The organism is Mesorhizobium sp. M1A.T.Ca.IN.004.03.1.1 (assembly GCF_003997555.1).
Classification (GTDB): domain Bacteria; phylum Pseudomonadota; class Alphaproteobacteria; order Rhizobiales; family Rhizobiaceae; genus Mesorhizobium.
Window position 1 is genome coordinate 979,233 of sequence record NZ_RZTV01000001.1, and the last position, 24,824, is coordinate 1,004,056.

Sequence of the window (24,824 nt, forward strand, 5' to 3'; positions counted from 1 at the left end):
TTGCGGGTAAGCCGGCGCATTTCGTTCAAAGTACGCTTCGGCATAGGCGTGCGCGACCGCCTGAAGCTAGCGTAAGGCGTCCGAACCGACCCGCTTCAACTAGGACGACTCGGCGGCTTCATCGGCAGCCGGCGGCACGATGACAGCCGAAGGCTTGGCCTTCTTGACATGCGCGGCCTCAAGGATATGCCGCGCCAGCGCCTTGGCCGCCGGCAATTTCTGCACCGTTAGATGCGCCGCATAGCCGAGCGGACTCCCTGCGCGGTAGATTTGCCACATCGGTGAAGGCCGGCCGCCGAACACGCGCTTGTAGGGCTCGTCGCCGATGGTGAAATCGAGGTGTTGATCGCCGCGCTCGATGCAATCGCGGGCGATCTGCTCGAACATCAGGCTGCCGATCGACTGCTTCCGGTAGCCGGCCTCGTCGAAACCGCCGAGGATGACCAGGAGCGAGCCGCGGTGCTCGAGCCCGAGCGCGCCGGCGATCGGCTGGCCGTTCATCCAGAATGCATAGGTGCGGGCGAAGCCGCCGCACCCTTCATTGGCCACGGCCAGGTAGAAATCGAAATAGGAAGGCAGCTGCAAAAGGTCGGCCGGACCGTTGCTGCCGTCGAAGCGTTTGCCGCGATAGAGCTTGAGGGCATCGAATGTCGTGCGGACCGCGGCCGGGCCGTCAACGCATTCGAAGCGCGCCTCCCCGATGCGGTTGAGCTGCCGGGATTTCTTGTCCAGCTCCTTGCGATAGGACTGGTCCAGCCGCTGCTCGCGCCAGCCGGCGAATGTCGGCTCCAGCTTGCTGGAATAGGCGCTCATGCCCATGCTGTCGCGCTTGTCGACGCCAAGCAGGCGCTCCATCGCCAAGGAGCGGTCCGCCAGCTTGCCGATGCGCAGGAGATCGTATGGCCGCAGATGCTTGCGGATGGCGGCGACGGTGCGGGCGTCGGCAAGAATGCGGGAGAAGGTCTCCTCGTCGGCGACGGGCGAGACATAGTCCGAAACCCGCATATCCGCGAATTCCACGACCTTCAGCAGCGTGTAGCGGCGCCTCACCAGCGGCAGGACCATCGCGAGCCTTCCGCTCGCACGCACGCGGACGACGATGATCAGTGGCGTGGCGGCGCCTCGCCGCACGAGCCTCTCATAAAGTTGCGCGAGCCAAATCGGATGCTGAAAAGCGGTTGCCGCCGAGCTGGCGAAGAGCTCGGCGTACTCCGTCGAACGGAAATCGAACGCATCCTCGGCAGTGACTTCAAACATGTGATCCGAACCGGCAGGGACAGCGGCTATCCACGACTTCTTACGTTCCAGGTCAAGACCGGTCGCCGCGATTGTTGGAATCTTGGTATATGCCGAAACCGCTAATCTTGCGTTGCATGGCAGGCCGGGCGGACGACCACAACCGCTTCGGGATCGCAAGTCGAAAATCATGCCGAAAAAGTAGAAATCCGGTTTTGCGTGTAACGCCGATGTAAGTATTTTCGGCCAGTCTCTCGTTCCTCATTGTTGGAAATCCGAGCAGGACATAGTCGCGCAAGACATGCTGGCGATCGAGGTCATCGTTCCGCAATCGGCGCCCCGCCATTGGCAGCAGCTCGCCATAGAGCGGCTGGAGGCGGACGGCCACGATGTCGCGGTGGCGCATCAGCCCGGGCCGTCGACCTGGCCGGCCGCGGCAAAAGCCGCCTTCCAGTTCGAGCAACGTCTTTTCCGCCGGCGCGGACCCCTTCTCGGCTCCGCGCTGCAAGCAATCCCGGCACGGCCCGGCGGGCGCCCCGCCGCGCTGAGGCTCGATCTTGCCGGCGATGCGGCCTTGTCGAATGTCCCCACCATCGGCCTTCGCTTCGACGGATCCAGCGCCGATCTGTCGGCTGCAATCGCCGTCGCGGCCGGCAGGCTCCCGGTGATCGAGGCCGTGCTCGACAGGAAGACGGTAGTCGGCCAGGCGCGGCCCATGGTCGACAAGCGGGAATCCACCGCACTCGGCACCGAGGACGTGTTCGCCCGCGCCATTACTCTGGTTCAGTCGGTCACCCGCGCGTTCGCGGCGGACCGGCTGCCACGAGAGGCCGTGGCTGAAATCCATGGTCGTGGCGAGCGAGGCGGGTTCACATCCGCCTATCTCGGCGCGGCGCTGCCGCGGCTCGGCCGGGAAGCGCTTCGGCGCGCGCGCTTCCGCCACGCGCATTGGCGTGTCGGCTATCGCTTTACCGATGCCCTGGGCGTCGCCGATACCGGCAAGCTCGGCACCGGCTGGTCGGTGCTGCCGGACCCGGGCGATCATTTCTATGCCGACCCGTTCCCCTTCTGGTGGCAGGGTCAGCCCTTTGTGTTCGTCGAGGACTATCCGCACGCGACCGGAAAGGCGGTCATTTCCGTTGTCCCGTTCGACGCGGATGGCGTTCCTGGCGAGCCTCGGGTCGTGCTGGAGGAGGCTCACCACCTCTCCTACCCGCAGGTATTCGAGCGCGACGGCGCGATCTGGATGCTGCCGGAGGCGAGCGCCGGCGGCAAGCTCACACTCTACCGCGCGTCGGGCTTCCCGGACAGCTGGCTTGCCGAGACCGTGCTGGTCGAAGGCGAGATTTCCGATGCCACCTTGTTCGAGCATGAAGGCATGCTCTGGCTGTTCGCCACGGATCGTGACGGCCATGGAAGCACTTCCGACACGCTGGTGATTTTCTCCGCCCCCGCGCTTGCCGGTCCGTGGCGGCCGCATCCGGCGAACCCGATCCTGATCGACCACCGCATGGCCCGCCCCGGCGGAGCCTTCGTGCGCAACCGCGACGGCCGCGTGCTTCTTCCGGTCCAGGACGGAACGCTGGGCTATGGCGGCGGGCTGGGCCTGTCGAAGCTGCTGGAGCTCAACCAGCAGACGGTGCGGCTGTCGCCGCCGCGGCCGATCGATGCGGCTGGCGACTTTCCTTATCCGAAAATCCACACACTCAATCGGGCCGGGCGCCTGGAAGTGATCGACGGGATCGCCGCCGTGCGCAAGCGGTCAGGCAAGCAGTAGCGCCTCGTAGCCCGCGCACATCCTGGCCGGCGAATACTTATCCCGCAGCTGCCGTCCCGCCTCTGAAAGCCTGGCCTTGGCTTCCGGCCGCGCAAACAGATCGCCAAGGCCCCTGGCCATGCCGGCAGCGTCGGCCTCGACGAAGAGTGCGGCGGGAGAGCCGTCCTCCGCGGTCAGCACCTCGCGCAAGACGTCGAGGTTGCTGGCCACAACCGGCAGCCCGGAAATGGCTGCTTCGACGCAGGCGAGGCCGAAGGTCTCCGTCATCGAGGCAAACGCATAGGCATCCCCGGCCGCGAGGAATTCGAAGATGCGCGTCGGCGGAACCTCGCCCACGAGATGCAGGCGGTCGGCAACGCCGCGGCTTTCGGCAAAGGCGACGAGCGCTTCGCGCTCCGGCCCCGCGCCTGCCAGCGCGACATGGACGTCGGGCAGTCGATCGAGCGCGCCGACAAGCGCGATCTGGTTCTTCATCCGCGTCAGTCGGCCCGATGATACGGCCAGCCAAACGTCCTGCGGCAGGCCGAAGGCGGCGCGCGCCGCTGCCTTGTCGAATTCCTCGCCCGGCGCGGGTACGCCGTGATCGATGCGACGCATGCGCCGCCGATAGGAGCGCGGATAGCGATCGAACTGCGCTTGAGTCCAGCCGGAATTGACGACATTCGCCTGGTAAAGGCCGACCGTGCCCATCAGCTTGTCGATTTGGGAGAGCAGCCCCATGACGCCCATGCTTTGCGGGGCGCCGCTTTGGTTTGCGACGATGTGCCTGACGCCGGCCAGCCGGGCGCCGATCGTGCCGAAGATATTGCCATAGTGTTGGTAAGTGATGACTGCGTCGGGGCCTGCCGCGCGCAGATATCGCGCCAAGCCGACGGTCGCCCGGATCTGCCCGGGCAATCCGCGCGGTCTGTCCGTCAGGACGAAATCCACATTGGGATCGCGGTCATAGGCTTCGGTCTTGCGGTACATGAAGACGGTGCGCACCTCGTGCCCGCGCGCCCGCAAGCCCTCGCCCACCATGTCGGAGATGCGCTGCGCCCCCGCTGCTTCCGCCTGGGTCTGCACTTGGACGATCTTCACGTGCGCCCCTTCAGGAGGGCATGAGGCACCAGCCCGATCCTGTCCAGGGACAAGCCGAGGATCGACGGGTTGATGCCGATTCTGCGCCGGGCGATCAATACCCCGAAAGCCGTCCATGCGATGACGGTTCCGGCAATGCTGAGGGCCGCTCCTATGGACCCGAGGTAGTAAGTTGCCACGGCCGTCACGCAAAGTCCGACAACGTTGACGATGACCAGCACCTTGAAGAGCGCATGCTGCAGACCCGTCAACTGCAACAGGACTTCGATCGGGCCGCAAGCGGTGCCGAACGTTGCCCCGATGCCGAAGATGACGAGCGTCGCCCTCATGGTCGGCGTCGCATAGGCCGGATTGAAGATGGACAGGATGAAGTCGCCGAATATCCAGAAGGACGCCAGCACGCACAGCGCAATGGCCGAGCCGCCAAGCGCGGCGAGGCTGGTGATGCGCTGCACGTGAGCCCTGTCGCCGCTGTAGAAGGCCGCCGATATCTGCGGCGCCAGCGCCTGGTTGATGCCGTTGAGGGCAAGGGTCACGAAGCGCGTGGTCCGGTCCGCCACGAAGATCGCGCCTGCCGCCTCTGGCCCCAGGATCATCGCCACGAGCAGGGTGCTGACCTGGCCGAGCGCGGGCGGCAGCGAGGTGACGCCCCACAGGCCAAGCGTCACCGTCTTGAATTCCTGCTTTTGCCCTTCCGTGAGACCACCGCGATCTGCCCGCGCCGTGTCGCGCAACAGCACAATTGTTTGCGGGACGACCGACAGGATGAGCAGCAGCGCCGTCAGATATGTCGCCGCGATCGCATCGATCTTCACTTGCATGAAGTGCAGCGCCGCAACGGCGGCGATTGTCGCCGCGCGCCAAATGATGTCCCGCGGCAGCAGGCCCGATATCAGCGCGTTCTTGGCCCGGAAGGCGCCCGAGGTAAACTCCGACCAGCCGAGCGAGAACGACAGCACCGCCGCCGCCACGCATAGCGGCAGCCATTCCGGCGTTCCCCTGCCGACGAAGGGCAGGTATCCCACCACGATGATGAGCAGGCTGGTGCCGACAAGCCCGGCCAGCGCCACGAGAATGGCACGCGCCATCAGCCCGTGAGCCGAGCCGAGATCGCCCAGCCCGGCATATTGAGGCCAGAACCTGAGCACGGTGCTCTGCTGGCCCACCGAAGCGAAGAAGGAAACCAGGCTCGCGCCGGCATAGGTAGCGCTGTAAAGACCGAACTCGCGTTCGTTCGTCACCATCGCCACGGCCACGAACATCAGGAAGGACAGGCCCGCGCTGGCAAGCTTGATGATGCCGGCCACGGCGCCGCTCTTGGCAAGCGCCGTGACCGACATGCGCATGTCGGTCGCCGGGCTGGCCCCTGCCCCGGGGGCGGCCTCGCGGTTCCCTTTAGTGTCCTTCAACCTCGCCTCCTGAGACGATCGGCGATGGGCTACCCGCACCTACGACGACGCTCAAAACCCGATCCTGCATAAGCAAAATGCCGCAACCGCGCCAGCGCGAACGCTTCGCATGGTTACCGGCATCGCCAGCGCCGAGCGCATCGTCACGCCGCCAAGCTTAACGGATGGCTAACGATAATCCTTAATACTGTGGAGACGAGTGAGGTCGTGAAGTCGCGGCTCTCGACGAGGAAAATCGATGAAGCCAGCCAGTATCGACGAGCGCACTCTTACGCCGTTGTTCGACATAGGTGCAGTGTGGGCCATCCTTTGGGCGCGACGCGTGATGGTGCTTGCCATCGCCGGCGCGGCAGTGCTGCTGGCGCTCTCCTATCTTGCGGTGACCAAACCAAGCTATACCGCAACGGCCTCGATACTGATCGACCCCCGCGACACGCGCGCGACCAATTTCAACAACGTGCTTCCGGGGATCGGCTCCGACAGCGCCGCTATCGCCAGCCAAGTCTTCGTCATCCAGTCGCCAGACCTGCTCGGCGCCGTCTTCAAAAGCCAGAAGCTCGACAGCGATCCGGAATTCGCCGGCGGCGGCCTTGCTTCACGTCTGTTCGGAGCCGGCGCCAGCGCGCCGCAGGACGCCGCCTTCAAGCGCTTCCAGAGCAAGGTTTCTGTCGAGCGCGAAGGGCTGACCTACGTCATCAATGTCAGCTTCACGTCGCCGTCGCCGGAAAAGGCCGCGCGCATCGCCAATGCCATCGTCGATCAGTACCGGGCAGGCCTGGTGGGAGAACGCGAGAGCGCCAACAGCGACGTGAATACGCTGCTCACGGACAGGATCTCCGGCCTGCAAAAGGACGTCAGCGACGCCGAGCGGACGGTCGAAGACTTCAAGACGAAACACAATATCGTCAATTCGACGGACGGCGGCACGCTGCAGTCGCAGCTCGATCAGCTGACGACGCAGCTGATCGCCGCCCAGGGCGACGCCGACCAGGCCAAGGACCGCTACAATCAGGCGCTGGCTGCGGGCAGTTCGCCGGCCGGGCTCGCCAAGCTTGCGGATATTCTTACCTCCACCTCGGCCATCAAATTGCGCGACGACTACAACCAGCGCGCCACCGAGCTTGCCAGCCTGCAAACCATGTACGGGCCGCGCCACCCGACCATCGGGCGGCTGCAGTCCGAGCTGGAGCGGTTGAAGCGGCTGATGTCCGCCGAGGCGGATCGCATAAGGCAGCAGTTGAAGGCCAGCTATGATCTCGCCGTGCAGAATGTCGGCAAGCTGCAGGACAAGCTCGAAGCCCTGCGCCAACAGTCGACGAACTCGAACATCGCGCAGGTACAGCTGCGGCAGCTGGAATCGAAAGCCCAGGCGGCCCGTGCCGTGCTCGACGACTATCTCAAGCGTGCACAGGAAACGTCGCAGATGCAGGGCGTGCAGACTTCCGAAGCGCGCAAGATCGGCGTGGCTTCGCCGCCTGTCCAGCCGACATGGCCGAAGCCGGTCCTGCTTCTCTTGGTGAGCGCCGTTCTGGGGCTCCTCGCCGGATGCGGCCTCGCTCTGGCGCTTGGTCCGGTCCCGCAGCCGCAAGAGGACCCGCAGGCGCCGAAGGCGGCCGTGCCGGAGCCGGTCGTGGACCGTAAGGACAGCGCGCCGGTCAGCCCCCGGCCATTGCCGATGCCAGCCAATTTCGGCGAGTACCGTCTGCCCGGCGTCGCCGGTGGGACCGCCTACTCAAACATCAAGGCGATCAGGAAACAGCTCTTCCAGACCGGAAACGAAACGCTGTCGCTCGCCGTCCTGAAGATCATGCGGCAGATGGTCTTGCACCTGAACGACCACGGCAAACCGTTCGTCATCCTCGTGTCTTCGATCCACAGCAGTTTCGAGGCAAGGATTGCGGGCGCGATGCTGGGCATCGGAATGCAACGAGCCGATCAGAACGTGCTGATGGTGGAAATTGGCGATCGTCTGTCCAGCGCGACGACAGACGGAGCCGGATTGTTCATCGATGGCGCGACCGGTCTGCAGACTGTCGTGTGCAGCTCAGTGGCGGAAAAAAGTCCTGGCGTTGCCGATCGCAACTCGTTCCGTGGCATTCTGGCCGAAGCCGGGAGCGCGTTCGATTTCGTCGTCGTGATCACGCCCTCGCTCAATGAGAACGGCTGGAATCCGGAGCTCTTCGCCAAAGCCGATCTTGCGCTTCTGGCGCTCAGCCCCTCCGAGCAGCCTTCGGAAGCCGCCAGGCTGCTCGCGCAAAAATTCGGTGCCGGCCAGATCGGCCGCAGTGGCACTCTTGTCGTCGCGGCGGAAAGCGCGCGGCCAGCCACGGCGATCGACAGTCCGCGAGCGGCCGGCGAGCAGCGCCGCAGCGCCACCGTTCGGGGCTAGACCGTGGAGGCGGTGCATCGATGACATCGCCGCCCAAGGTGTCGAGGCGACAGGCGCTGGCCTTTGCCGCCGGAGCCGTTTTCGCCGCCTCCCCTCTGCCGCAATCCGCTGCGCTCGCGACGGCCGGCCAAGTTCCGTCGCGCGGCTTCAACCTTCCCGGATGGCTCGACCGAAACGATGGGCTTGCTCCCGCCACGGCCACGCTTGAGAAGCTGCGCCAATCAGGCTTCGAAACGATCCGGCTGCCGGTCAACGGCGATCTCGTCTCCAGCGGCGACCCGGCAACGCTTCGCCGCATCCAGAACGGGATCAGGGATCTTGTCGGGCTGGGCTTTTCGGTCCTCCTCGACATGCATCCTTCTGGCGAGCTTGTAGGAGTTTTTCGAAACGATCCCGAGGCGGCTGCAGGAAGAGTGCTTCAGGCCTGGACGGCGTTGCGTGCCGTCGTTGCCGATCTGCCTGCGGAGTGGGTCTATCCCGAGCTGCTGAACGAGCCACCGATGGAACGGAGCGCCTGGCTGGCGCTGCGGGAACGGATCGCCGCGGCGCTGCGGGCGAAATGTCCGCGCCACACGCTGGTCTGGGGACCGGCACGGTTTCAGGGCATCTGGGAAATCGCCGACGCGCCGCCGCTCGCCGACGACAACCAGATTGCCGCCGTTCACTATTACGCCCCCTTGGCCTTCACCCACCAGTGCGAGACCTGGGATGCCTCGCCGCTCGCCCGCATCGCGGACCTGCCCTTTCCCGCAAGCAAGGGAATGGCCCAGGTGAGCCGGCTTATCTCCAAACTGCGGTCGGCCGGCGACGAAGAAGCCGCCAACCTCGTTGAAGAGGAATTGTCGGCGCCTTGGACGGCCGCGCGGATCGGCTCCGATTTTGCCGATCTGGCGCGCTGGTCCACCACCAACGGCTGCCCGGTCATGCTGAACGAATTCGGTGTGCTCAACTTCTGCGTGGATGCTGAAAGCCGCGCCTCCTGGGTGCGCGCCGTGCGCAAGGCGGCTGAAGCGAACCATGTGGCATGGACCTATTGGGAGCTCGATCAGGGCTTCGGCTTCATCAGGAGCAGGCAGAGCGTCGAGGGCTTCGACGGCTCGATGATTGCCGCGCTCCTTGGAGGTTAGGCCGGAAATGGACGACAGGCGCCGTCTACGCTTGCTGGGACAAGTGACGAGCGGAGCGGATCAGCGATGAGCACGATGCAGGTCTCTTCGCCCGTCAGACTGGGTTTGCCGGGCAGGGATACGCCCGAAACCTTGCTGCATGTCGGCACGGCCTTGCTTGTCGTTGCGCTCGCCGTCTCCGCATTTGCCGTGTGGACGCCGTTCGGGATTGCCGCAACATTCGTGCTGACGCTGATCGTTTCGAACGCGATGCCGGCGGGCGTTCCGGTGCTGATCATCTGCGCCTTTCTCTTTCAGAACCTCGTGGTCGCCTGGTTCACCCCCTACATTCCCGACAACGACACGTTCGACGCGCTGCGCGGCACCAACTTCATCATCCTGATGACAGCGTTCGGCATTTTCCTGGCCGCCTCATTTCAGTACCGCGTCCGCGCGCTGACCGAGTTGCGCCCGTGGCTGCTGCTGAGCATGGTCCTGTGCGGAACGATTTGTTTCTATTTCGCTCTCGGCGTCGTGCATGGCGACCCCAAGGACGCGGTCGTCTATTTCCGCAACACGATCACGCCGCTCGCCTGCTTCCACGTCGCGGTCCTCGCCGCCAGCCTTTATCCCGTCGATCTGCGCAAGAGCATGCTGTGGCTCGGCGCCGGCGCGATCGTCTATGGCTATGCGGAACTGACCTTCACCATGGATTTCCTCGGACTGTTCCACGGCGACCAATATGTCGAGCGCAGCATCTCGCGGCAGGTCGAGACCGGCGTGTGGGAAAAAGCGCTTCAGGAAACCGGTTTCGTTTACCGTGGGATCGAAGACGTGATGACCACGACCTTCTTCAACACGCCCCTGTTCAACGACATCCTGCCAAGCGTCTTCCGCATCGGCGGCCCGAACTTCCATCCGATCAGCTATGCTTACGCCTTAAGCATCATTTCGGCCTGGCTGCTCTTCAAAGGACGATGGGTGCTGCCTCTCGCGGCTCTGCCGCTGCTGCTCGTCATCGGCTCCAAGGGCGCGACCTTCATGCTTTTCGTCGCAATTGCCGTGCGGCTGATCTACAGTCCCTCCCGCGCCGGTCTGGCGCTCATGGCCGCGATGGCCCTGGCCGTGGTCTGGACGACGGCGGCGATCGGCTATGGCGCCACCCATGGCGACTATCACGTCCTCGGTCTGATTGCCGGCATGCGCGATTTCCTGGCCGATCCGCTCGGCCAGGGCTTGGGTCTCGGCGGCAACCTGTCGAGCACCAGCATCAATCTCAACTGGCAAACCGCCCAGGCCGAAGGCGCCGCCTCCGTGCCGGTCGAGAGCGCGGTCGGTGTCATGCTTTACCAGATGGGCGTGGGGAGCCTCGTCTTCTTCGGCTTCCTGGCGGCGCTGGCCGTGGCATTGCGACGGCAGCTTATCCAGACCGGCGACCCGGATTTCCTGTTCGGCTTTGTCGGCATCGTCACCATTTCGGCCAATGCCGTATTACAGGAGGAGGCTTTCTACTCCCCTCTTGCCCTCGCCTTCTGTCTGCTGCTCGTGGGCGTCTCGCTGGGAACACGCTGGCGCATGGCGGCAAGAGCCGAAGCGGCGGACTGACTTCGGATCGGCTGGGCTCCAGACCGGCTTCACGATTTCGTTCAGGAACCGAACAGCACCATTTCGGTGAACGTCAGGTCTCCCGGAGAAGGCGATTTCGGACCCTTGAAATACTTGATCCCCTTGTTCGGAAAATACCTGCCGGACAGACCGGGAACCGGGCCCATCGCATCGACGAGGCAAAGCAGCTGTCCGCGCCGCAGGAGAAAGCGGCCCACGACCCCGGCGCACCTGACCAGATCCGCGTGGGATCGGCAGTAGACGACCTGGCAGCACGACACGTGCCCATGCAATATCCGGCGCGGCTTCAGCACAAGCGGCAACGCCAGACCGTCGCAGACGCAGATCAGCGAAAGACAGCCCAACGCGGCGTGCTCGAGCAATATGTATCTTTCGTTGTCGGTGAGTTCAGCCATTTCGGCGAGGTCCGCATGGGCTTCCAACACCTGGTCCGGACGCGGCATACCATTCAGAATGGGCAAGAAGGCGATCTGTCCGCCGGAAAACAGGCGAAAACCGAAGGCTTTGTTGAGCCTCACTGTCCCGGGCGATGGAGAAATATTGGTGTAGACCACATCCTTGCGCAGGATAACCGTCGCGATCATCCGACTGGCATAGGGCCGGAATTCCGCGTCCACGGACCAGCTCGAGAGATTGCAGCGGATTTCATCGCCTTCCAGGCTTCTGTGTTTGGCATAGAGCGTAAGCACTGCGCCGACGATCCGGCCCGACTTCTCCAGGACGAACCCATATCGCGGAAAATCGACGACCGCTGGCCGCTGCGCCAGGCGGGTCAGCGCTTCTATCCAATAGCTCCTGCTGCGCTCCGGAAACCCCCGGTGCAGGCAATCCGCCACGCCTCCCCAATCCCTCTCGTCGAAGGGCCGGCAGCCGATACCGGGAGGGAATGCGCCGAGAACCGCCATAATCGACTCAAGAAAAAGGCACCAAATATGTCGAGGTCCGGGTTATCCTGACGATCGATTACTAACGAATTACACCGCTATCGAAGCTAATTTTATTGGCCGGATTTGACGGGATCGTGCAGTGCTCCTCCGCCTACAATTTATCGTCGCATTACCCTTAGGCGGGTTACAATTGTGGAATTGACTAAAACAATCATTGGTTTTGTATGATTCGGGCCGGTGGCGGTCCTTCCTGGCAGAAGCGCCTCGCCATCCCGGCCGGCACAGCGGCGTTCGCCGTGACCCGGAAGTCCGCTGGCAACTGCCGGAAGTAGCCGCGCCTGGCGCTGTGCCTGCTGCATCCAAGGCAACTCCGAGTTCGATCGTGCAGGCAAAATTTCACCGGACCGGCTTGTGCGCAAATCTCATATGTGAATATAGTATTCACAAAAGAAGATTTGGAGGATCGATCGCGTCCGACTCCGGCTTGCCGGAGCGGTGCGGCCATTCTCCCGGAGCGGACGAACAGCGCAATGACCAGCTTCCCGCCCACCGTCGGCGTCGCTTCGACCTGCCCTGCCGACATGCCGCCCGATCACGCCTTGCTGCCGGTATGGAATGCCGAAAACTGGTTCTATGAAGATTGGCCAATCGGCCAGAAAATCCGCTCGCTCCGGCGCACTATGGCCGAAGGCGACAGTCATCTCTTCAACACCCTGGTGCTCGACATCCACCCTTATGTGCAGGACCAGATGTTCGCCGAGCGCGAAGGTATCTTCGGCAAGCGCCTCGTGGCGGGCGCGTTCGTTTTCTCGGCCGGGCTCGGTCTAGTCGCCACCAACTGCGTCAATGCCTTTTCCTACGGCTATGACAAGCTCCGCTTCATAAAGCCGGTCTTCATCGGCGACACCATCTATTCGATCCGCACCAACATGGAAAAGAAGCCCCGCTACAAGGAAATGGGGCTGATCCGCGCCAGCTATGAAGTGTTCAAGGGCGAAGGCGAGCTGGTGCTCTACTGCGAGCATCTGCAGACGGTGAAATACAAGGACCCGGCCGACTTCGCCGGCAAGACGGAGAAGCAATGATGGCCGCCGACCTGCCGCTGTCCGGCCTTGTCGTCGTCGACATGAGCCAGTTCCTGTCGGGACCTTACTGCTCGCTGAGGCTCCTCGACCTCGGTGCCCGCGTCATCAAGATCGAGCGGCCCGATGGTGGCGACCTGTCGCGCCGGCTCTATCTCAGCGACACCGAGATCGGTGGTGATTCCACCATCTTCCACGCCATCAACCGTGCCAAGGAAAGCTTTGCGGTCGATCTGAAGAACGAGGACGACCTTAAAGCGCTGCGCGGGCTGCTCGCCAAGGCCGACGTGCTGATCCAGAACTTCCGGCCCGGCGTCATCGAGCGGCTCGGCCTCGATTACGAGCATGTGCGGACGCTCAATCCGCGCCTGGTCTACGCCTCGATCAGCGGCTATGGCGAGGAAGGCCCGTGGGTAAAGCGTCCGGGTCAGGACCTGCTTGCCCAGGCGCGCTCCGGCGTCATGTGGCTGAACGGCGACGAAGATCAGGGTCCGGTGCCGTTCGGCCTGGCAATCGCCGACATGCTGGCCGGCGCGGCCTGCGCGCAAGGCATCCTTGCAGCACTGGTCCGGCGCGGCATCACCGGCGCGGGCGGCCATATCGAGACCAGCCTCTTCGAGGCGCTGATCGACCTCCAGTTCGAGGTGCTGACGACGCATCTCAATGACGGCCGGCGGCTGCCGCGCCGTTCGTCGTTCCATAGCGCCCACGCCTATCTGGCGGCGCCCTACGGAGTCTATCCGGCCAAGGACGGCTTCCTGGCGATCGCCATGACGCCGATCCCGAAGCTCGCCGACCTGCTCGAGATCGAGGGGCTGGCGCCCTATCGCGACAAGCCGGCGACCTGGTTCACGGCGCGCGACGAGATCAAGGCGATCATCGCGCAGCGCATCGCGCAGAAGTCGGTCGACGAATGGCTGGCGATCCTCGAGCCCGCCGACATCTGGTGCGCGAAGGTGCTGAACTGGAAAGAGGTGCTGGAAAGCGACGGCTTCAAGGCGCTCGACCTGCTGCAGACCGTGACGCGCGAGGACGGTGTTTCGATCGACACCACCCGGTCACCGCTCAGGATCGACGGCATGCGTGCCAAAGTCGAGCATGCGGCGCCGCGCGTCGGCGAGCACAGCGCAAAAATCCGCAAGGAGTTCGGCCTGTGACGACACTCAAGGGCATGACCTGGAACCATCCGCGCGGCTATGATCCGATGGTCGCCTGCTCCCGGCTTTGGCGGGAAAAGACCGGAGTCTCTATCGAGTGGGAGAAGCGCTCGCTGCAGGACTTCGAGTCCTTCTCTGTCGAAGAACTCGCCCGCGCCTACGACCTGATCGTCATCGATCATCCGCATGTCGGCCAGATCACCGCCGAGAAGTGCCTGGCCCCGCTCGACGTGCCCGGCCGCGAGGCGGAGCGCGAAGCGCTGGCGAAGGCAAGCGTCGGCCGGTCCTATCCGAGCTACACTTGGCAGGACCGGCAATGGGCCTTTCCGATCGACGCCGCGACGCAGGTGCAGGCCTGGCGACCCGATTTGATAGACGCCGCGCCGAAGATCTGGACCGAAGTGCTGGAGCTTGCCCAGCGTAGCCGCGTGCTCTTGCCGCTCAGGCCGCCGCACTCGCTGATGTGCTTCTTCACGCTTGCCGCCGATCTCGGCCGGCCATGTGCAGTCGAAAGCCCGAGCGATCTGATCGATCCCGATACCGGCGAGACCGTCTTCGAAATGCTGCGTGAGATCGCGGCACTCCTCGATCCCGAGTGCCTGACGATGGATCCGATTGCGGTGTTCGAAAAGATGGCCGAGGCCGGCTCGCGCATCGCCTGCGCGCCGCTGATCTACGGCTACGTGCCCTATGCCGCTGCAGGCTTCCGGCCGAACCGGCTCTTCTTTTGTGACATGCCGACTGTGGGCGGCAACGGCCCGGTCGGCTCCGCGCTCGGCGGCACCGGCATCGCCGTCTCCGCCTTTTCCGCTGCCGGCGAGGAAGCGATCGACTTCGCCTACTGGATCGCCAGCGGCGACGTGCAGCGCGGCCTCTATGCCGCCGCCGGCGGCCAGCCCGGCCATGCCGCCGCCTGGGAGGACGAAGCCGTGAATGTCGCGACGGGCGACTTCTACCGCGGCACGCGGGCGACGCTGGAAGGCGCCTGGGTGCGCCCGCGCCACGACGGCTATATGGCGTTTCAGCAGGCGGCGTCCGATCGCCTCAACGAGGGTCTTGCCGGCCGGCAGGACGCCCCCCGCGTCGTCGCCGACATCAATCGCCTGTTCCGGCAGAGCTTCGCGGCGCCCGGCTAATACAGTCGGGCATCGGCCTTGCGGCTCACAGCCGCCAGAGCTTCTTCGCGTTGCCGGAGAGCAGTTTCGCGCGCTCGGTTTCGCTCGCCCCGGCAAGGAGCGCGTGCGTCGCCGCTACCCAGCCGAGCAGCCCGCCACCGAGCGTGCAGACCGGCCAGTCGCTGCCCCACACGACGCGATCCCAGCCGAAGCTGCCGATCGTGTGCTCGACATAAGGCCGCAGGGTCTCGACGGTCCAGCTCGCCGGATCGGCATAGGCGACGACGCCGGAGATCTTGCCGACGACATTGGGGCGCCGGGCGATCTCGGCGATCTGCTCGCGCCAGGGATGCTCGGCCTTGCCCTGGATGTCGGGCACGCCGCAATGATCGAGAACGAATTGCACGTCAGGCGCCAGATCGACCAGCGCGATCGCTTGGCTCATCTGTCGCGGCAGGACGCAAAGATCGAAGGTCAGCCCGCTGCCGGCGATGCGCCCGACGTTCTCGCGGAACAGGGCGCCCTCGGAGACGTCGTCGGGCACGACATGCAGCACGCGGCGGAATCCTTTGACAAATGGATCGGCCTTCACCTTGTCCAGCCAGGCGGCGAAGCCAGGTTCTTCCGGCCGGCACGACACGATCGCGCCCCGCACCAGGCTGCCCGGCTTCTTCGACAGTCCTTCGACAAGGGCTGTCTCAGCCGCGATATCTGCCGGGTGGACGTCGACCTCCATATGGAGCGCCAATTCTATGCCCGCGCGGCGCGCCTCGGTGGCGTATTCGTCGTGGGAAAAATCGCGGTCGAGGGCCGGCACGCCGGACAGCCAGGGATAGCGTAGCGCCGCCCTGTCGATGAGATGCAGGTGGGTATCGACGATCATGGCTTCCTCCCTTGTCGCGCTATCCACGTGGCCCGAATTGCGCAGCGGCTTTTGCGCAAACGACATGCTTCAGACATGGACTCGATCATCTCACCTGAGAATTCGCCATTCAAATAAGAATTATTCCTTTGACCTGACATCCGACCCGGCGAGTTGCGACAGGCGGGCCGCTGCTGCCTGGAGCAGCGTGATGGTCCTGGTGATATCGGGCGCTGCCGGCGCGTTGACCAGAGTGATATAGGGTATGGTGAGCGCGGCGATGCCGTGCCCGTCGGAACCGAGCACCGGCGCCGACAGATTGTAGACGCCGGCCGTCTGCAACGAAGCCATCATCTCGTAGCCACGATCGCGCACCTGGTCGAGGCGGGCGAAGAAGTCGGGCGACAACTTCATCTCCTCGTTGCTGCGCAAATGCTCGGCGATCATCATCTCGCGCTCTTCCGGCGAGCGGAAGGCCAGCAGCACATGTCCCGAGCCGGTGTCGAACAGGCTGATATGCGAGCCGACGCGGATCGAGATGCCCCAGTATCGCGGCGCTTCCTGCTGGGCAATGACCACGGCGCTGCCACGGTCGAACACGACGAGCTGGTTTGCCTGCCAGGAGGTCTCGGCCAGCTCGCGCATGATCGAGGTGGCGTAGGAGACCAGCCTGCGCACCGGTGCATGCAGCTGGCCAAGCCCGAAGAGCTTCAGCGTCAGCGAATAGCGGTCGCCGTCTGACCGGGTGACGTAGCCGCGTTTCACCAGACGGTCGAGCATCCGGTAAAATTCGTTCGGGCTGCGGTCGAGCCGCTTGGCTATCTCGGCCTGGGTCAGGCCGCCATCGACGCTGGCGAGCAGTTCCAGAATGTCCAGCCCTTTGTCCAGTGCCGGCGCGCGATAGCGGTCTTCCTCGTCGTCCTGCACCCGATGCCCTCTGGTGAATTCTGATCTTCATATACGCAAGACAGCCTTCATAGGGAAGAAGTTTCGGCTTGACGACTTATGAATAATTTGTTTGCATATGAATGAAGCATGGAGCTTCAGCCACGACGGCCTACAGCCGTTCCAGGGAGGATATTCATGAACAGACTGCTTTCCGGCGTCGCCGCCGGCGCATTGCTCATGGCATCGGGTGCGGTCTTTGCTGCCGACCTGCCGGGCAAGTTCACCGGCGTCACGATCGACGCCAAGCTGATCGGCGGCCAGCAATACGAAAAACTCTACGCGCGCATCGGCGAGTGGGAGAAAGCGACTGGCGCCAAGGTCAACGTCGTATCCAAGAAGAACCACTTCGATCTCGACAAGGAGATCAAGTCGGACATCGCCTCCAACTCGATCACCTGGTGCGTCGGCTCCAACCACACCTCGTTCGCGCCGCAATATCCGGGCATCTACACCGACCTCGCCAAGCTGCTGCCGAAGGAGGAGATCGACGCTTTCGTCCCGGCCAACATCGCCGCCGGCACGCTCGACGGCAAGCTGGTGATGCTGCCGCGCGCGCAGTTCGACGTCTCGGCGCTCTACTACCAGAAGAGCCTCTACCAGGACGAAGCCAAGAAGAAGGCCTACAAGGAGAAATACGGCGAGGAGCTCGCCCCGCCGGACACCTTCGACGAGATGGCCCAGCAGGCGGAATTCTTCGCCAACCCGCCCGACTTCTACGGTACGCAATATGCCGGCAAGGAAGAGGCGATCAACGGCCGCTTTTACGAGATGCTGATCGCCGACGGCGGCGAATATCTCGACAAGGACGGCAAGCCTGCCTTCAACTCCGAGGCCGGCGTCAAGGCGCTCGACTGGTTCGTCAAGCTCTACAAGGCCAAGGCTGTGCCCGCCGGCACGACCAACTATTTGTGGGATGATCTCGGCCAGGGGTTCGCGTCCGGCACGGTGGCGCTCAATCTCGACTGGCCGGGCTGGGCCGGCTTCTTCAACGACCCGAAGTCGTCCAAGGTCGCCGGCAATGTCGGCGTCAAGGTGCAGCCGAAAGGCTTGTCCGGCAAGCGCTCGGGCTGGTCCGGCGCGCATGGCTTCTCGGTGACCGAAAACTGCGCCAACAAGGAGGCCGCCGCCTCGCTCGTCTGGTGGCTGACCAACGAGGACAGTCAGAAGCTGGAAGCCGCGGCCGGCCCGCTGCCCACCCGCACCAAGGTGTGGGAATGGGACCTCGAGCAGGCCAAGTCCGATCCTTACAAAACCGAAGTGCTGCAGGCATTCCAGGAAGCCGCCAAGAACGCCTTCCCGGTGCCGCAGACGCCGGAATGGATCGAGATCTCCAACGCGGTCTATCCCGAACTTCAGGCCGCCATCCTCGGCGACAAGACTTCCAAGCAGGCGCTCGACGACGCTGCCGCCAAGGCGACGCAGATCCTCGAGGACGCCGGCAAGCTCTAAGGGACTATCCTCCCAGCGGCGTCGGTCTTCGCGACCGGCGCCGCTTTGACCGAGGCGGCCGCCCCATCGCCGGCCGTGCAAACAATTTTGGGACTTTGCATGACGGCCAAGCGGCTTTCCGCGCCAACGCTTCTTCTGCTGCCGGCCGTGCTCGTTCTGGCGGCCGTGGTGGTCGTGCCGCTCTGCCTGTCATTCTATTCAAGCTTCACGCCGTTCAGGCTGACACGGCCGGAAACCTTCTTCACCTTCATCGGCCTGCGCAACTATCGCAACATTCTGTCCGACGCGAATTTCTGGTGGGCCTTCGGCCGCACCGTGCTCCTGCTCACCATCGCGCTCAATCTCGAAATGCTGCTCGGTCTCGGCCTCGCGCTGCTGGTCGAGAAGGCTAGCCGCGGCCAGCGGTTGCTGCGTACCATCATGATGTTCCCGATGATGTTTTCGCCGATCCTGGTCGGCTTCCAGTTCAAGTTCATGTTCAACGACAATATCGGCTTGGTGAACAACGCGCTGCAGTCGCTAGGCATCACGCGGGACGCCATTCCCTGGCTGATCGAAGGCCATCTCGCCTTCATCGCCATTTCAGTCGCGGAGATCTGGTCGTCGACCTCGATCTTCGCGATCCTGATCCTCGCCGGCCTGCTCGCCATGCCGAAGGAGCCGGTCGAAGCGGCGCGCGTCGACGGCTGCACGCCGTGGCAAACCTTCCGCTATGTGACCTGGCCCTTCATCATGCCCTTCGCCTATATCGCCATGACCATCCGCTCGCTCGACGTTGCGCGCGCCTACGACATCGTCAAGATCATGACCGATGGCGGCCCAGCCGGCCGCACGGAACTGTTGTGGACGCTGGTCGCGCGCACCGCCTACAGTGACGCGCGCATGGGCGTGGCCAATGCGATGGCCTATTTTTCGATCCTGCTGTCGATCGTCTTCACCGTCTATTTCTTTAAGAAGCTCGCCGCGGCACGGACCCAGATCGGCGCGGAGTGGTGAGGATGGACGCCAACACATCCGCCCGCCTGAAGCGCCGCGCCGGCGTCGTCGCCCACCGCGTCGGCCTGTTCCTCGCCATGCTTTTGATCTGTCTGCCCGGCATCTGGATCGTGCTGTCCTCGCTGCGGCCGACGGTCGAGATCCTGGCCAAGCCGCCGGTCTGGATCCCGCAGCAGGTCTCGCTCGATGCCTACGTCGCCATGTTCAGCGGTGTCGGCAAGGGCGGCATCCCCGTCTTCGACTATTTCCGCAATTCCCTGATCATCTCGGTGACCTCGACCGTCATTGCCATCGCCATCGGCATGGCCGGTGGCTACGCTTTCGCGCGCTACCGTTTCCGCGGCAAGTCGGCGATGTTCCTCGGCCTGATGCTGACCCGCACCGTGCCCGGCATCGCGCTGTCGCTGCCGCTGTTTTTCGTCTATGCGCGGCTCGACATCATCGACACGCATTTCGGCCTGATCCTCGCCTATGTCGCGCTCAATGTGCCGTTCACCATCTGGCTGATCGACGGCTTCTTCCGCCAAGTGCCGAAGGATCTCGCCGAGGCCGCGCAAATCGACGGCTGCACGCGCTGGCAGGCCTTCTGGCAGGTCGAGTTTCCACTCGCCGGGCCAGGCATCGCGTCGGCCGGCATCTTCGCCTTCCTTACCTCTTGGAACGAATTCGCGCTCGCCTCGCAGCTGACGCGCTCGATCAATTCCAAGACGCTCCCCGTCGGGCTGCTCGACTACACCGCCGAATTCACCATCGACTGGCGCGGCATGTGCGCGCTGGCGGTGGTGATGATCATCCCGGCGCTGCTCCTTACCTTCATCGTCCAGAAACACCTCGTCGGCGGCCTGACTTCCGGCGCGGTGAAAGGTTGATCCGATGGCGATTGTCTCGCTCAAGAAACTGACCAAGCGTTACGGCAACATGGAGATCGTGCACGGCATCGACCTCGATGTCGCCGACCGCGAATTCATCGCGCTGGTCGGGCCGTCCGGCTGCGGCAAGTCGACCACGCTGCGCATGATCGCCGGGCTGGAAGACATCTCCGGCGGCACGATCGAGATCGGCGACCGCATCGTCAACGATCTGCCGCCGCGTTCGCGCAACATCTCGATGGTGTTCCAATCCTACGCGCTTTATCCGCACATGACGGTCCGCGAAAATCTCGGCTTCTCGCTGAAGATCGCCGGCGCGCCCAAGGAAGAGATGGACCGTCGCGTCGCCGAGGCCTCGGCCATTCTCGGCCTCGACGCGCTGCTCGAGCGCCGCCCCTCCCAGCTTTCCGGCGGCCAACGCCAGCGCGTCGCCATGGGCCGCGCCATCGTGCGCGATCCGGACGTCTTCCTGTTCGACGAGCCGCTCAGCAATCTCGACGCCAAGCTGCGCACGCAGATGCGTACCGAGATCAAGAAGCTGCACGCCAAGGTGAAGTCCACCGTCATCTACGTCACTCACGACCAGGTCGAAGCGATGACGCTCGCCGACCGCATCGTCATCATGCGCGACGGCAACATCGAGCAGGTCGGCACGCCGGACGAGGTCTTCCAGCGGCCGGCGACGCGCTTCGTGGCGGGCTTCATCGGCTCGCCGCCGATGAACCTGCAGGAGGCGACCGTGGACGACGGCAAGATCGTCTTTTCCGGCGGACAGAGCCTGCCGCTGCCCGGCCGCTTCAAGGCCAAGGTGAACGCCGGCGACAAGGTAGTGTTCGGCCTGCGTCCCGACGACCTCTACCCCGTGGGCCACGGCCTGCATTCGGGCGATGCCGCTGACGTCCACGAGATCGAGCTGCCGGTGACGGTGACCGAGCCGCTCGGCAACGAGACGCTGGTGTTCGCCGAATTCGACCGCCGCGACTGGGTTTCGCGGATGCTGAACCCGAGGCCATTGCGGGCGGGCGATCGCGTGGCGATGAGCTTCGACCTGTCGCAGGCGCATCTCTTTTCCGCGGAAACCGGCAAATCCTTGAGGGCCTGACGATGGCGAAGATCGAGAAAGTCGAGCTTGCAATGGTTGATCTGGTGCCGAAGGTGAAGCGCACCGACGCCATCCAGAGTTTCGTCAGCCAGGAGACGCCGATCGTCACCATCACCGACGTCGACGGGGCGGTCGGCATCGGCTACAGCTACACGATCGGCACCGGCGGCTCTTCGGTGATGCGGCTTCTGGCCGACCACCTCGCGCCGCGCCTGATCGGTGAGGATGCCGACCGGATCGAGGCCATCTGGCACGATCTCGAATTCGCCACGCACGCCACCACCATCGGCGCCATCACGGCCATCGCGCTCGCCGCCATCGACACTGCGCTCTGGGACCTTCGGGCGAAGAAGCAGAAGCTGCCGCTCTGGAAGCTCGCCGGCGGCGCCAAGGACCGCTGTCCGCTTTACACCACCGAAGGCGGCTGGCTGCACATCGAGACTGACGCGCTTGTCGAAGATGCGCTGGCCGCCAAGGCGAAAGGCTTCACCGGCTCGAAGGTCAAGATCGGCAAGCCGCACGGCGCCGAGGATTTTGCCCGGTTGTCGGCCGTGCGCAAAGCGGTCGGCGACGGCTATGAGATCATGACCGACTGCAACCAGGGTTTTACCGTCGACGAAGCCATCCGGCGCGCCGAGCGGCTGCGCGATCTCGATCTCGCCTGGATGGAGGAACCGCTGCCGGCCGACGACATAGACGGCCATGTGCGGCTATCGAATTCGACGGCGACGCCTATCGCCGTCGGCGAGTCGCTCTATTCGATCCGCCATTTCCGCGAATATATGCAGAAGGGCGGCTGCAGCATCGTCCAGGTCGATGTCGGCCGCATCGGCGGCATCACGCCCTGGCTGAAGGTGGCGCATATGGCGGAAGCCTTCGACATGCCGATCTGCCCGCATTTCCTGATGGAACTGCATGTCAGCCTGGCCTGCGCGGTGCCGAACGGCAAATATGTGGAATATATTCCGCAGCTGGATGAGTTGACGGGCAAGAAGATGGTGATCGAAAACGGCCACGCGCTGGCGCCGGACGAGCCGGGCCTCGGCATCGACTGGGATTTCGATGCGATCAGGGCCCTGAGCATCGCCGAATTCAGCGTCACCGTCACGGAACGGAGGAACTGAGAATGCAGCGAATGGGCATGGTGCTTGGCCTGAAGCCGGAAAAGGTCGAGGAATATGTGCGCCTGCACGCCGCCGTCTGGCCGGACGTGCTCGAGATGATCGCCGCCTGCAACATCAAGAACTACTCGATCTACCTCAAGCGGCCGGAGAACCTGCTGTTCTCCTATTTCGAGTATCACGGCACCGACTATGCCGCCGACATGGCCAAGATGGCCGCCGATCCGAAGACCCAGGAATGGTGGTCGGTCTGCATGCCATGCCAGGAACCCTTGCCGACAAGGCAGGAGGGCGAGTGGTGGGCGACGATGGATGAAGTCTTCCACCATGACTGATGCCTTCGATCCCGCCTCGCTGGCGCAATCCTGGCCGATGCCTGCAAAGCCGCGTCCGATCGTCACCTTCGGCGCCGGCTCGATCGTTGGCGATGCGCATTTCCCGGCCTATCGCAAGGCTGGTTTTCCAGTGGTGGGTCTCTACGATCCGGACCAGGCCAAGGCTCGGAAACTGGCCGAACAATGGGGCGTGACGGCATTCGGCTCGGTGGACGAAGCGGCTGCCGTCAAGGATGCGATCTTCGATCTCGCAACGCCGCCCGGCCGGCACGCCGAGGTGCTGAAGGCCCTGCCCGACGACGCGGTCGCATTGATCCAGAAGCCGATGGGCAACTACCTTGGCGAGGCAACCGAGATCCTTGAAATCTGTCGCGCCAAGAAGCTCAAGGCTGCAGCGAATTTCCAGCTTCGCTTCGCGCCGATGATGCTGGCGCTGAAGGACGCGATCGCCAAGGGCTGGCTTGGCGAGGTCGTCGACTTCGATGCCTGGCTGGCGCTCGCAACGCCGTGGCAGCTCTGGGAATTCCTGCTCGCGGCGCCGCGTGTCGAGATCGCCATGCATTCGATCCACTATCTCGACCTGATCCGGCAGCTTCTCGGCGACCCGAAGGGCGTGCATGCCAAGACGCTCGGCCATCCCAATCACAAGGTCGCGCAGACCCGGACAAACGCCATCCTCGACTATGGCGACACGGTGCGCTGCGCGCTCTCGATCAATCACGATCATAAGTTCGGACGGCGGCATCAGGCCTGCGAGTTCCGTATCTGCGGCACCGAGGGCGCCGCCTACGTCAAGCTTGGCCTCAATCTCGACTATCCGCGCGGTGAGCCCGACGTGCTGGAAATCCACCCTAAAGGCGGCTCCGATTGGGTCGGCGTGCCGCTCACCGGCGAATGGTTCCCCGACGCCTTTGTCGGGCGCATGGCCAATGTGCAGCGCTTCGCCTCCGGGGAAGACAAAGAGCTGGTCAGCTCCGTCGAAGATGCCTGGAACACCATGGCACTGGTGGAAGCCGCCTATCGTTCGAGCGCCGCGCCGGCGACGCCGCTCACCGCAAATCCGTAAGGAACGGCATGGAACAGGTCACCTATTTCGACGACTACGAGATCGGTTCGTCGCGGCTGACCAGCGGCCGCACCATCACCGAGACCGACTTTGTCGTCCATGCCGGCCACACCGGCGATTTCTTTCCGCATCACATGGACGCCGAGTTCATGAAGACGACGCCCTTCGGCCAACGCATCGCGCATGGCACGCTGGTGTTCTCGGTCGGCGTCGGCCTGACCGCGAGCGTCATCAACCCGGTCGCCTTCTCCTACGGTTATGACAGGCTGCGCTTCATCAGGCCGGTCTTCATCGGCGACACGATCCGCACGCGCACGACGATCGCCGCGAAGGAAGACGATCCGAAGCGGCCCGCCTCCGGGCGCGTCATCGAACGCGTCGAGGTTTTGAACCAGCGCGACGAAGTCGTGCTGGCCGCCGATCACATCTATATCGTCGAGCGGCGCCCCCGGCTCGGCTGAAGATGGAGACACAACATGGCTGATCTGACAGGCAAGGTGGTGGTCGTAACGGCCGCTGCGCAAGGCATCGGTCGGGCTAGCGCGTTGGCTTTCGCCAAGGCTGGCGCGATCGTCCACGCCACCGACATCAATGAAGCGGCGCTGGCCGATCTCGGCGGCCACAAAGGCATCGTCAGTCGCAAGCTCGACGTGCTGAACGACGACGCCGTGAAGGCCGCCTTCGCCGAAATCGGCCGCGTCGATGTGCTTTTCAACTGCGCCGGCTTCGTCCACTCCGGCTCGATCCTGGAGATGAAGGACGAGGACCTCGACTTTGCCTTCAACCTCAATGTGCGCGCCATGATCCGCACTATCCGCGCCGTGCTGCCCGGCATGCTGGAGCGCGGCGATGGTTCGATCATCAACATGGCATCGGTCGCCGGCGCCCCGAAAGGCGTGCCCAACCGCTTCGCCTATGGCGTGACCAAGGCGGCCGTGATCGGGCTGACCAAGTCGATCGCCGCCGACTATGTCGGCACAGGCATTCGCTGCAACGCGATCTGCCCCGGCACGGTGGAGAGCCCCTCGCTCGAAAGCCGCATGCGGGCGCAAGGCGACTATGAGGCCGCCCGTGCCGCCTTCATCGCCCGCCAGCCAATGGGAAGGTTGGGCACGGCGGAGGAGATCGCCGACCTTGCCGTCTATCTCGCCGGCGCCACCTATACCACCGGGCAGGCCTATAATATCGACGGCGGCTGGTCGATCTGATGAG

General features: G+C 64.0%; 22 protein-coding genes. 16 read left to right on the forward strand and 6 right to left on the reverse strand.

What is annotated here, in order from left to right:
* Nucleotides 1-99: 99 nt before the first annotated feature.
* On the reverse strand, nt 100-1,131 hold the full coding sequence (locus EOD29_RS04665; RefSeq protein WP_245475218.1) for a GNAT family N-acetyltransferase: 1,032 nt from the start codon (nt 1,129-1,131) through the stop codon (nt 100-102).
* A 406-nt stretch (nt 1,132-1,537) separates the two neighbouring features.
* Between EOD29_RS04665 and EOD29_RS04670 the strand changes: the two genes are divergently transcribed.
* Nucleotides 1,538-3,013 carry a hypothetical protein gene (locus EOD29_RS04670; protein WP_095823344.1) on the forward strand — a complete coding sequence of 492 codons (1,476 nt, stop codon included), beginning with the start codon at nt 1,538-1,540 and terminating at the stop codon, nt 3,011-3,013.
* Here EOD29_RS04670 and EOD29_RS04675 read toward each other — a convergent pair.
* Nucleotides 2,999-4,093, reverse strand: coding sequence for a glycosyltransferase family 4 protein (locus EOD29_RS04675; protein ID WP_127246031.1), 1,095 nt, complete (start codon nt 4,091-4,093; stop codon nt 2,999-3,001). The genes EOD29_RS04670 and EOD29_RS04675 overlap by 15 nt on opposite strands.
* Nucleotides 4,090-5,502, reverse strand: a complete 1,413-nt coding sequence (locus EOD29_RS04680; RefSeq protein ID WP_245475220.1) for a lipopolysaccharide biosynthesis protein — start codon at nt 5,500-5,502, stop codon at nt 4,090-4,092. Before EOD29_RS04680 ends, EOD29_RS04675 begins: the two co-directional genes overlap by 4 nt.
* Before the next feature lie 238 nt (nt 5,503-5,740).
* On the opposite strand from EOD29_RS04680, the gene EOD29_RS04685 reads away from it, so the two are divergent.
* The 3 genes from EOD29_RS04685 to EOD29_RS04695 all read left to right on the forward strand — a co-directional run bounded on the left by EOD29_RS04685 (nt 5,741) and on the right by EOD29_RS04695 (nt 10,602).
* Complete coding sequence (locus tag EOD29_RS04685) at nt 5,741-7,891, forward strand: GumC family protein (protein ID WP_127246032.1); 2,151 nt, start codon at nt 5,741-5,743, stop codon at nt 7,889-7,891.
* Between the two features lie 20 nt (nt 7,892-7,911).
* The gene (locus EOD29_RS04690) at nt 7,912-9,018 is read left to right on the forward strand and encodes a cellulase family glycosylhydrolase (protein ID WP_067326246.1); all 1,107 of its coding nucleotides are present in this window, start codon (nt 7,912-7,914) and stop codon (nt 9,016-9,018) included.
* Between the two features lie 66 nt (nt 9,019-9,084).
* Nucleotides 9,085-10,602: a hypothetical protein gene (locus tag EOD29_RS04695; RefSeq protein ID WP_127246033.1), complete on the forward strand. Its 1,518-nt coding sequence runs from the start codon at nt 9,085-9,087 to the stop codon at nt 10,600-10,602.
* Nucleotides 10,603-10,643: 41 nt separating this feature from the next.
* Here the strand turns inward: EOD29_RS04695 and EOD29_RS04700 are convergent, their stop codons facing one another.
* Nucleotides 10,644-11,528, reverse strand: coding sequence for a hypothetical protein (locus EOD29_RS04700; RefSeq protein WP_245475222.1), 885 nt, complete (start codon nt 11,526-11,528; stop codon nt 10,644-10,646).
* A 512-nt stretch (nt 11,529-12,040) separates the two neighbouring features.
* On the opposite strand from EOD29_RS04700, the gene EOD29_RS04705 reads away from it, so the two are divergent.
* The 3 genes from EOD29_RS04705 to EOD29_RS04715 are packed head-to-tail and all read left to right on the forward strand — an operon-like array spanning nt 12,041 to nt 14,885.
* Nucleotides 12,041-12,595, forward strand: coding sequence for a MaoC family dehydratase (locus EOD29_RS04705; RefSeq protein WP_127215205.1), 555 nt, complete (start codon nt 12,041-12,043; stop codon nt 12,593-12,595).
* Nucleotides 12,592-13,749, forward strand: a complete 1,158-nt coding sequence (locus EOD29_RS04710) for a CaiB/BaiF CoA-transferase family protein (protein ID WP_127246034.1) — start codon at nt 12,592-12,594, stop codon at nt 13,747-13,749. The genes EOD29_RS04705 and EOD29_RS04710 overlap by 4 nt, the downstream gene beginning before the upstream one ends.
* A 14-nt stretch (nt 13,750-13,763) precedes the next feature.
* Nucleotides 13,764-14,885, forward strand: a complete 1,122-nt coding sequence (locus tag EOD29_RS04715; RefSeq protein WP_095800397.1) for an extracellular solute-binding protein — start codon at nt 13,764-13,766, stop codon at nt 14,883-14,885.
* 25 nt (nt 14,886-14,910) lie between these two features.
* On the opposite strand, the gene EOD29_RS04720 is transcribed toward EOD29_RS04715, so the two are convergent.
* A complete protein-coding gene (locus tag EOD29_RS04720; protein ID WP_127217259.1) occupies nt 14,911-15,747 on the reverse strand; it encodes an amidohydrolase in 837 nt (278 codons plus the stop codon).
* Nucleotides 15,748-15,867: 120 nt separating this feature from the next.
* Nucleotides 15,868-16,653, reverse strand: coding sequence for an IclR family transcriptional regulator (locus EOD29_RS04725; RefSeq protein WP_127246035.1), 786 nt, complete (start codon nt 16,651-16,653; stop codon nt 15,868-15,870).
* Between the two features lie 156 nt (nt 16,654-16,809).
* Here EOD29_RS04725 and EOD29_RS04730 point away from each other — a divergent pair, with 156 nt between their 5' ends.
* The 9 genes from EOD29_RS04730 (at nt 16,810) to EOD29_RS04770 (ending at nt 24,820) form a co-directional block, all read left to right on the forward strand.
* Complete coding sequence (locus EOD29_RS04730; RefSeq protein ID WP_127246036.1) at nt 16,810-18,123, forward strand: sugar ABC transporter substrate-binding protein; 1,314 nt, start codon at nt 16,810-16,812, stop codon at nt 18,121-18,123.
* 99 nt (nt 18,124-18,222) lie between these two features.
* The gene (locus EOD29_RS04735) at nt 18,223-19,119 is read left to right on the forward strand and encodes a sugar ABC transporter permease (RefSeq protein ID WP_095777216.1); all 897 of its coding nucleotides are present in this window, start codon (nt 18,223-18,225) and stop codon (nt 19,117-19,119) included.
* A 2-nt stretch (nt 19,120-19,121) separates the two neighbouring features.
* Nucleotides 19,122-19,988 carry a carbohydrate ABC transporter permease gene (locus EOD29_RS04740; RefSeq protein ID WP_127241884.1) on the forward strand — a complete coding sequence of 289 codons (867 nt, stop codon included), beginning with the start codon at nt 19,122-19,124 and terminating at the stop codon, nt 19,986-19,988.
* A gap of 4 nt (nt 19,989-19,992) precedes the next feature.
* On the forward strand, nt 19,993-21,090 hold the full coding sequence (gene ugpC / locus EOD29_RS04745; protein WP_095777214.1) for a sn-glycerol-3-phosphate ABC transporter ATP-binding protein UgpC: 1,098 nt from the start codon (nt 19,993-19,995) through the stop codon (nt 21,088-21,090).
* 2 nt (nt 21,091-21,092) lie between these two features.
* Nucleotides 21,093-22,214 (forward strand): mandelate racemase/muconate lactonizing enzyme family protein, encoded by a 1,122-nt coding sequence (locus EOD29_RS04750; protein WP_127241883.1) that lies wholly within the window; start codon nt 21,093-21,095, stop codon nt 22,212-22,214.
* Between the two features lie 2 nt (nt 22,215-22,216).
* Nucleotides 22,217-22,546, forward strand: coding sequence for an L-rhamnose mutarotase (locus tag EOD29_RS04755; RefSeq protein WP_095800403.1), 330 nt, complete (start codon nt 22,217-22,219; stop codon nt 22,544-22,546).
* Nucleotides 22,539-23,612, forward strand: a complete 1,074-nt coding sequence (locus tag EOD29_RS04760; protein WP_127246151.1) for a Gfo/Idh/MocA family oxidoreductase — start codon at nt 22,539-22,541, stop codon at nt 23,610-23,612. Before EOD29_RS04755 ends, EOD29_RS04760 begins: the two co-directional genes overlap by 8 nt.
* 8 nt (nt 23,613-23,620) lie before the next feature.
* A complete protein-coding gene (locus EOD29_RS04765; protein ID WP_067326205.1) occupies nt 23,621-24,073 on the forward strand; it encodes a MaoC/PaaZ C-terminal domain-containing protein in 453 nt (150 codons plus the stop codon).
* A gap of 15 nt (nt 24,074-24,088) precedes the next feature.
* Complete coding sequence (locus EOD29_RS04770; protein ID WP_095800405.1) at nt 24,089-24,820, forward strand: SDR family oxidoreductase; 732 nt, start codon at nt 24,089-24,091, stop codon at nt 24,818-24,820.
* Nucleotides 24,821-24,824 lie beyond the last annotated feature (4 nt).

What these genes read in the sequence shown, in the direction of transcription:
- EOD29_RS04670 (WP_095823344.1), top strand. Translation starts at nt 1,538, where the DNA reads ATGCTGGCGATCGAGGTCATCGTTCCGCAATCGGCGCCCCGCCATTGG.
- EOD29_RS04685 (WP_127246032.1), top strand. Translation starts at nt 5,741, where the DNA reads ATGAAGCCAGCCAGTATCGACGAGCGCACTCTTACGCCGTTGTTCGAC.
- EOD29_RS04690 (WP_067326246.1), top strand. Translation starts at nt 7,912, where the DNA reads ATGACATCGCCGCCCAAGGTGTCGAGGCGACAGGCGCTGGCCTTTGCC.
- EOD29_RS04695 (WP_127246033.1), top strand. Translation starts at nt 9,085, where the DNA reads ATGAGCACGATGCAGGTCTCTTCGCCCGTCAGACTGGGTTTGCCGGGC.
- EOD29_RS04700 (WP_245475222.1), bottom strand. Translation starts at nt 11,528, where the DNA reads ATGGCGGTTCTCGGCGCATTCCCTCCCGGTATCGGCTGCCGGCCCTTC.
- EOD29_RS04705 (WP_127215205.1), top strand. Translation starts at nt 12,041, where the DNA reads ATGACCAGCTTCCCGCCCACCGTCGGCGTCGCTTCGACCTGCCCTGCC.
- EOD29_RS04710 (WP_127246034.1), top strand. Translation starts at nt 12,592, where the DNA reads ATGATGGCCGCCGACCTGCCGCTGTCCGGCCTTGTCGTCGTCGACATG.
- EOD29_RS04715 (WP_095800397.1), top strand. Translation starts at nt 13,764, where the DNA reads ATGACCTGGAACCATCCGCGCGGCTATGATCCGATGGTCGCCTGCTCC.
- EOD29_RS04720 (WP_127217259.1), bottom strand. Translation starts at nt 15,747, where the DNA reads ATGATCGTCGATACCCACCTGCATCTCATCGACAGGGCGGCGCTACGC.
- EOD29_RS04730 (WP_127246036.1), top strand. Translation starts at nt 16,810, where the DNA reads ATGAACAGACTGCTTTCCGGCGTCGCCGCCGGCGCATTGCTCATGGCA.
- EOD29_RS04735 (WP_095777216.1), top strand. Translation starts at nt 18,223, where the DNA reads ATGACGGCCAAGCGGCTTTCCGCGCCAACGCTTCTTCTGCTGCCGGCC.
- EOD29_RS04740 (WP_127241884.1), top strand. Translation starts at nt 19,122, where the DNA reads ATGGACGCCAACACATCCGCCCGCCTGAAGCGCCGCGCCGGCGTCGTC.
- ugpC (WP_095777214.1), top strand. Translation starts at nt 19,993, where the DNA reads ATGGCGATTGTCTCGCTCAAGAAACTGACCAAGCGTTACGGCAACATG.
- EOD29_RS04750 (WP_127241883.1), top strand. Translation starts at nt 21,093, where the DNA reads ATGGCGAAGATCGAGAAAGTCGAGCTTGCAATGGTTGATCTGGTGCCG.
- EOD29_RS04755 (WP_095800403.1), top strand. Translation starts at nt 22,217, where the DNA reads ATGCAGCGAATGGGCATGGTGCTTGGCCTGAAGCCGGAAAAGGTCGAG.
- EOD29_RS04760 (WP_127246151.1), top strand. Translation starts at nt 22,539, where the DNA reads ATGACTGATGCCTTCGATCCCGCCTCGCTGGCGCAATCCTGGCCGATG.
- EOD29_RS04765 (WP_067326205.1), top strand. Translation starts at nt 23,621, where the DNA reads ATGGAACAGGTCACCTATTTCGACGACTACGAGATCGGTTCGTCGCGG.
- EOD29_RS04770 (WP_095800405.1), top strand. Translation starts at nt 24,089, where the DNA reads ATGGCTGATCTGACAGGCAAGGTGGTGGTCGTAACGGCCGCTGCGCAA.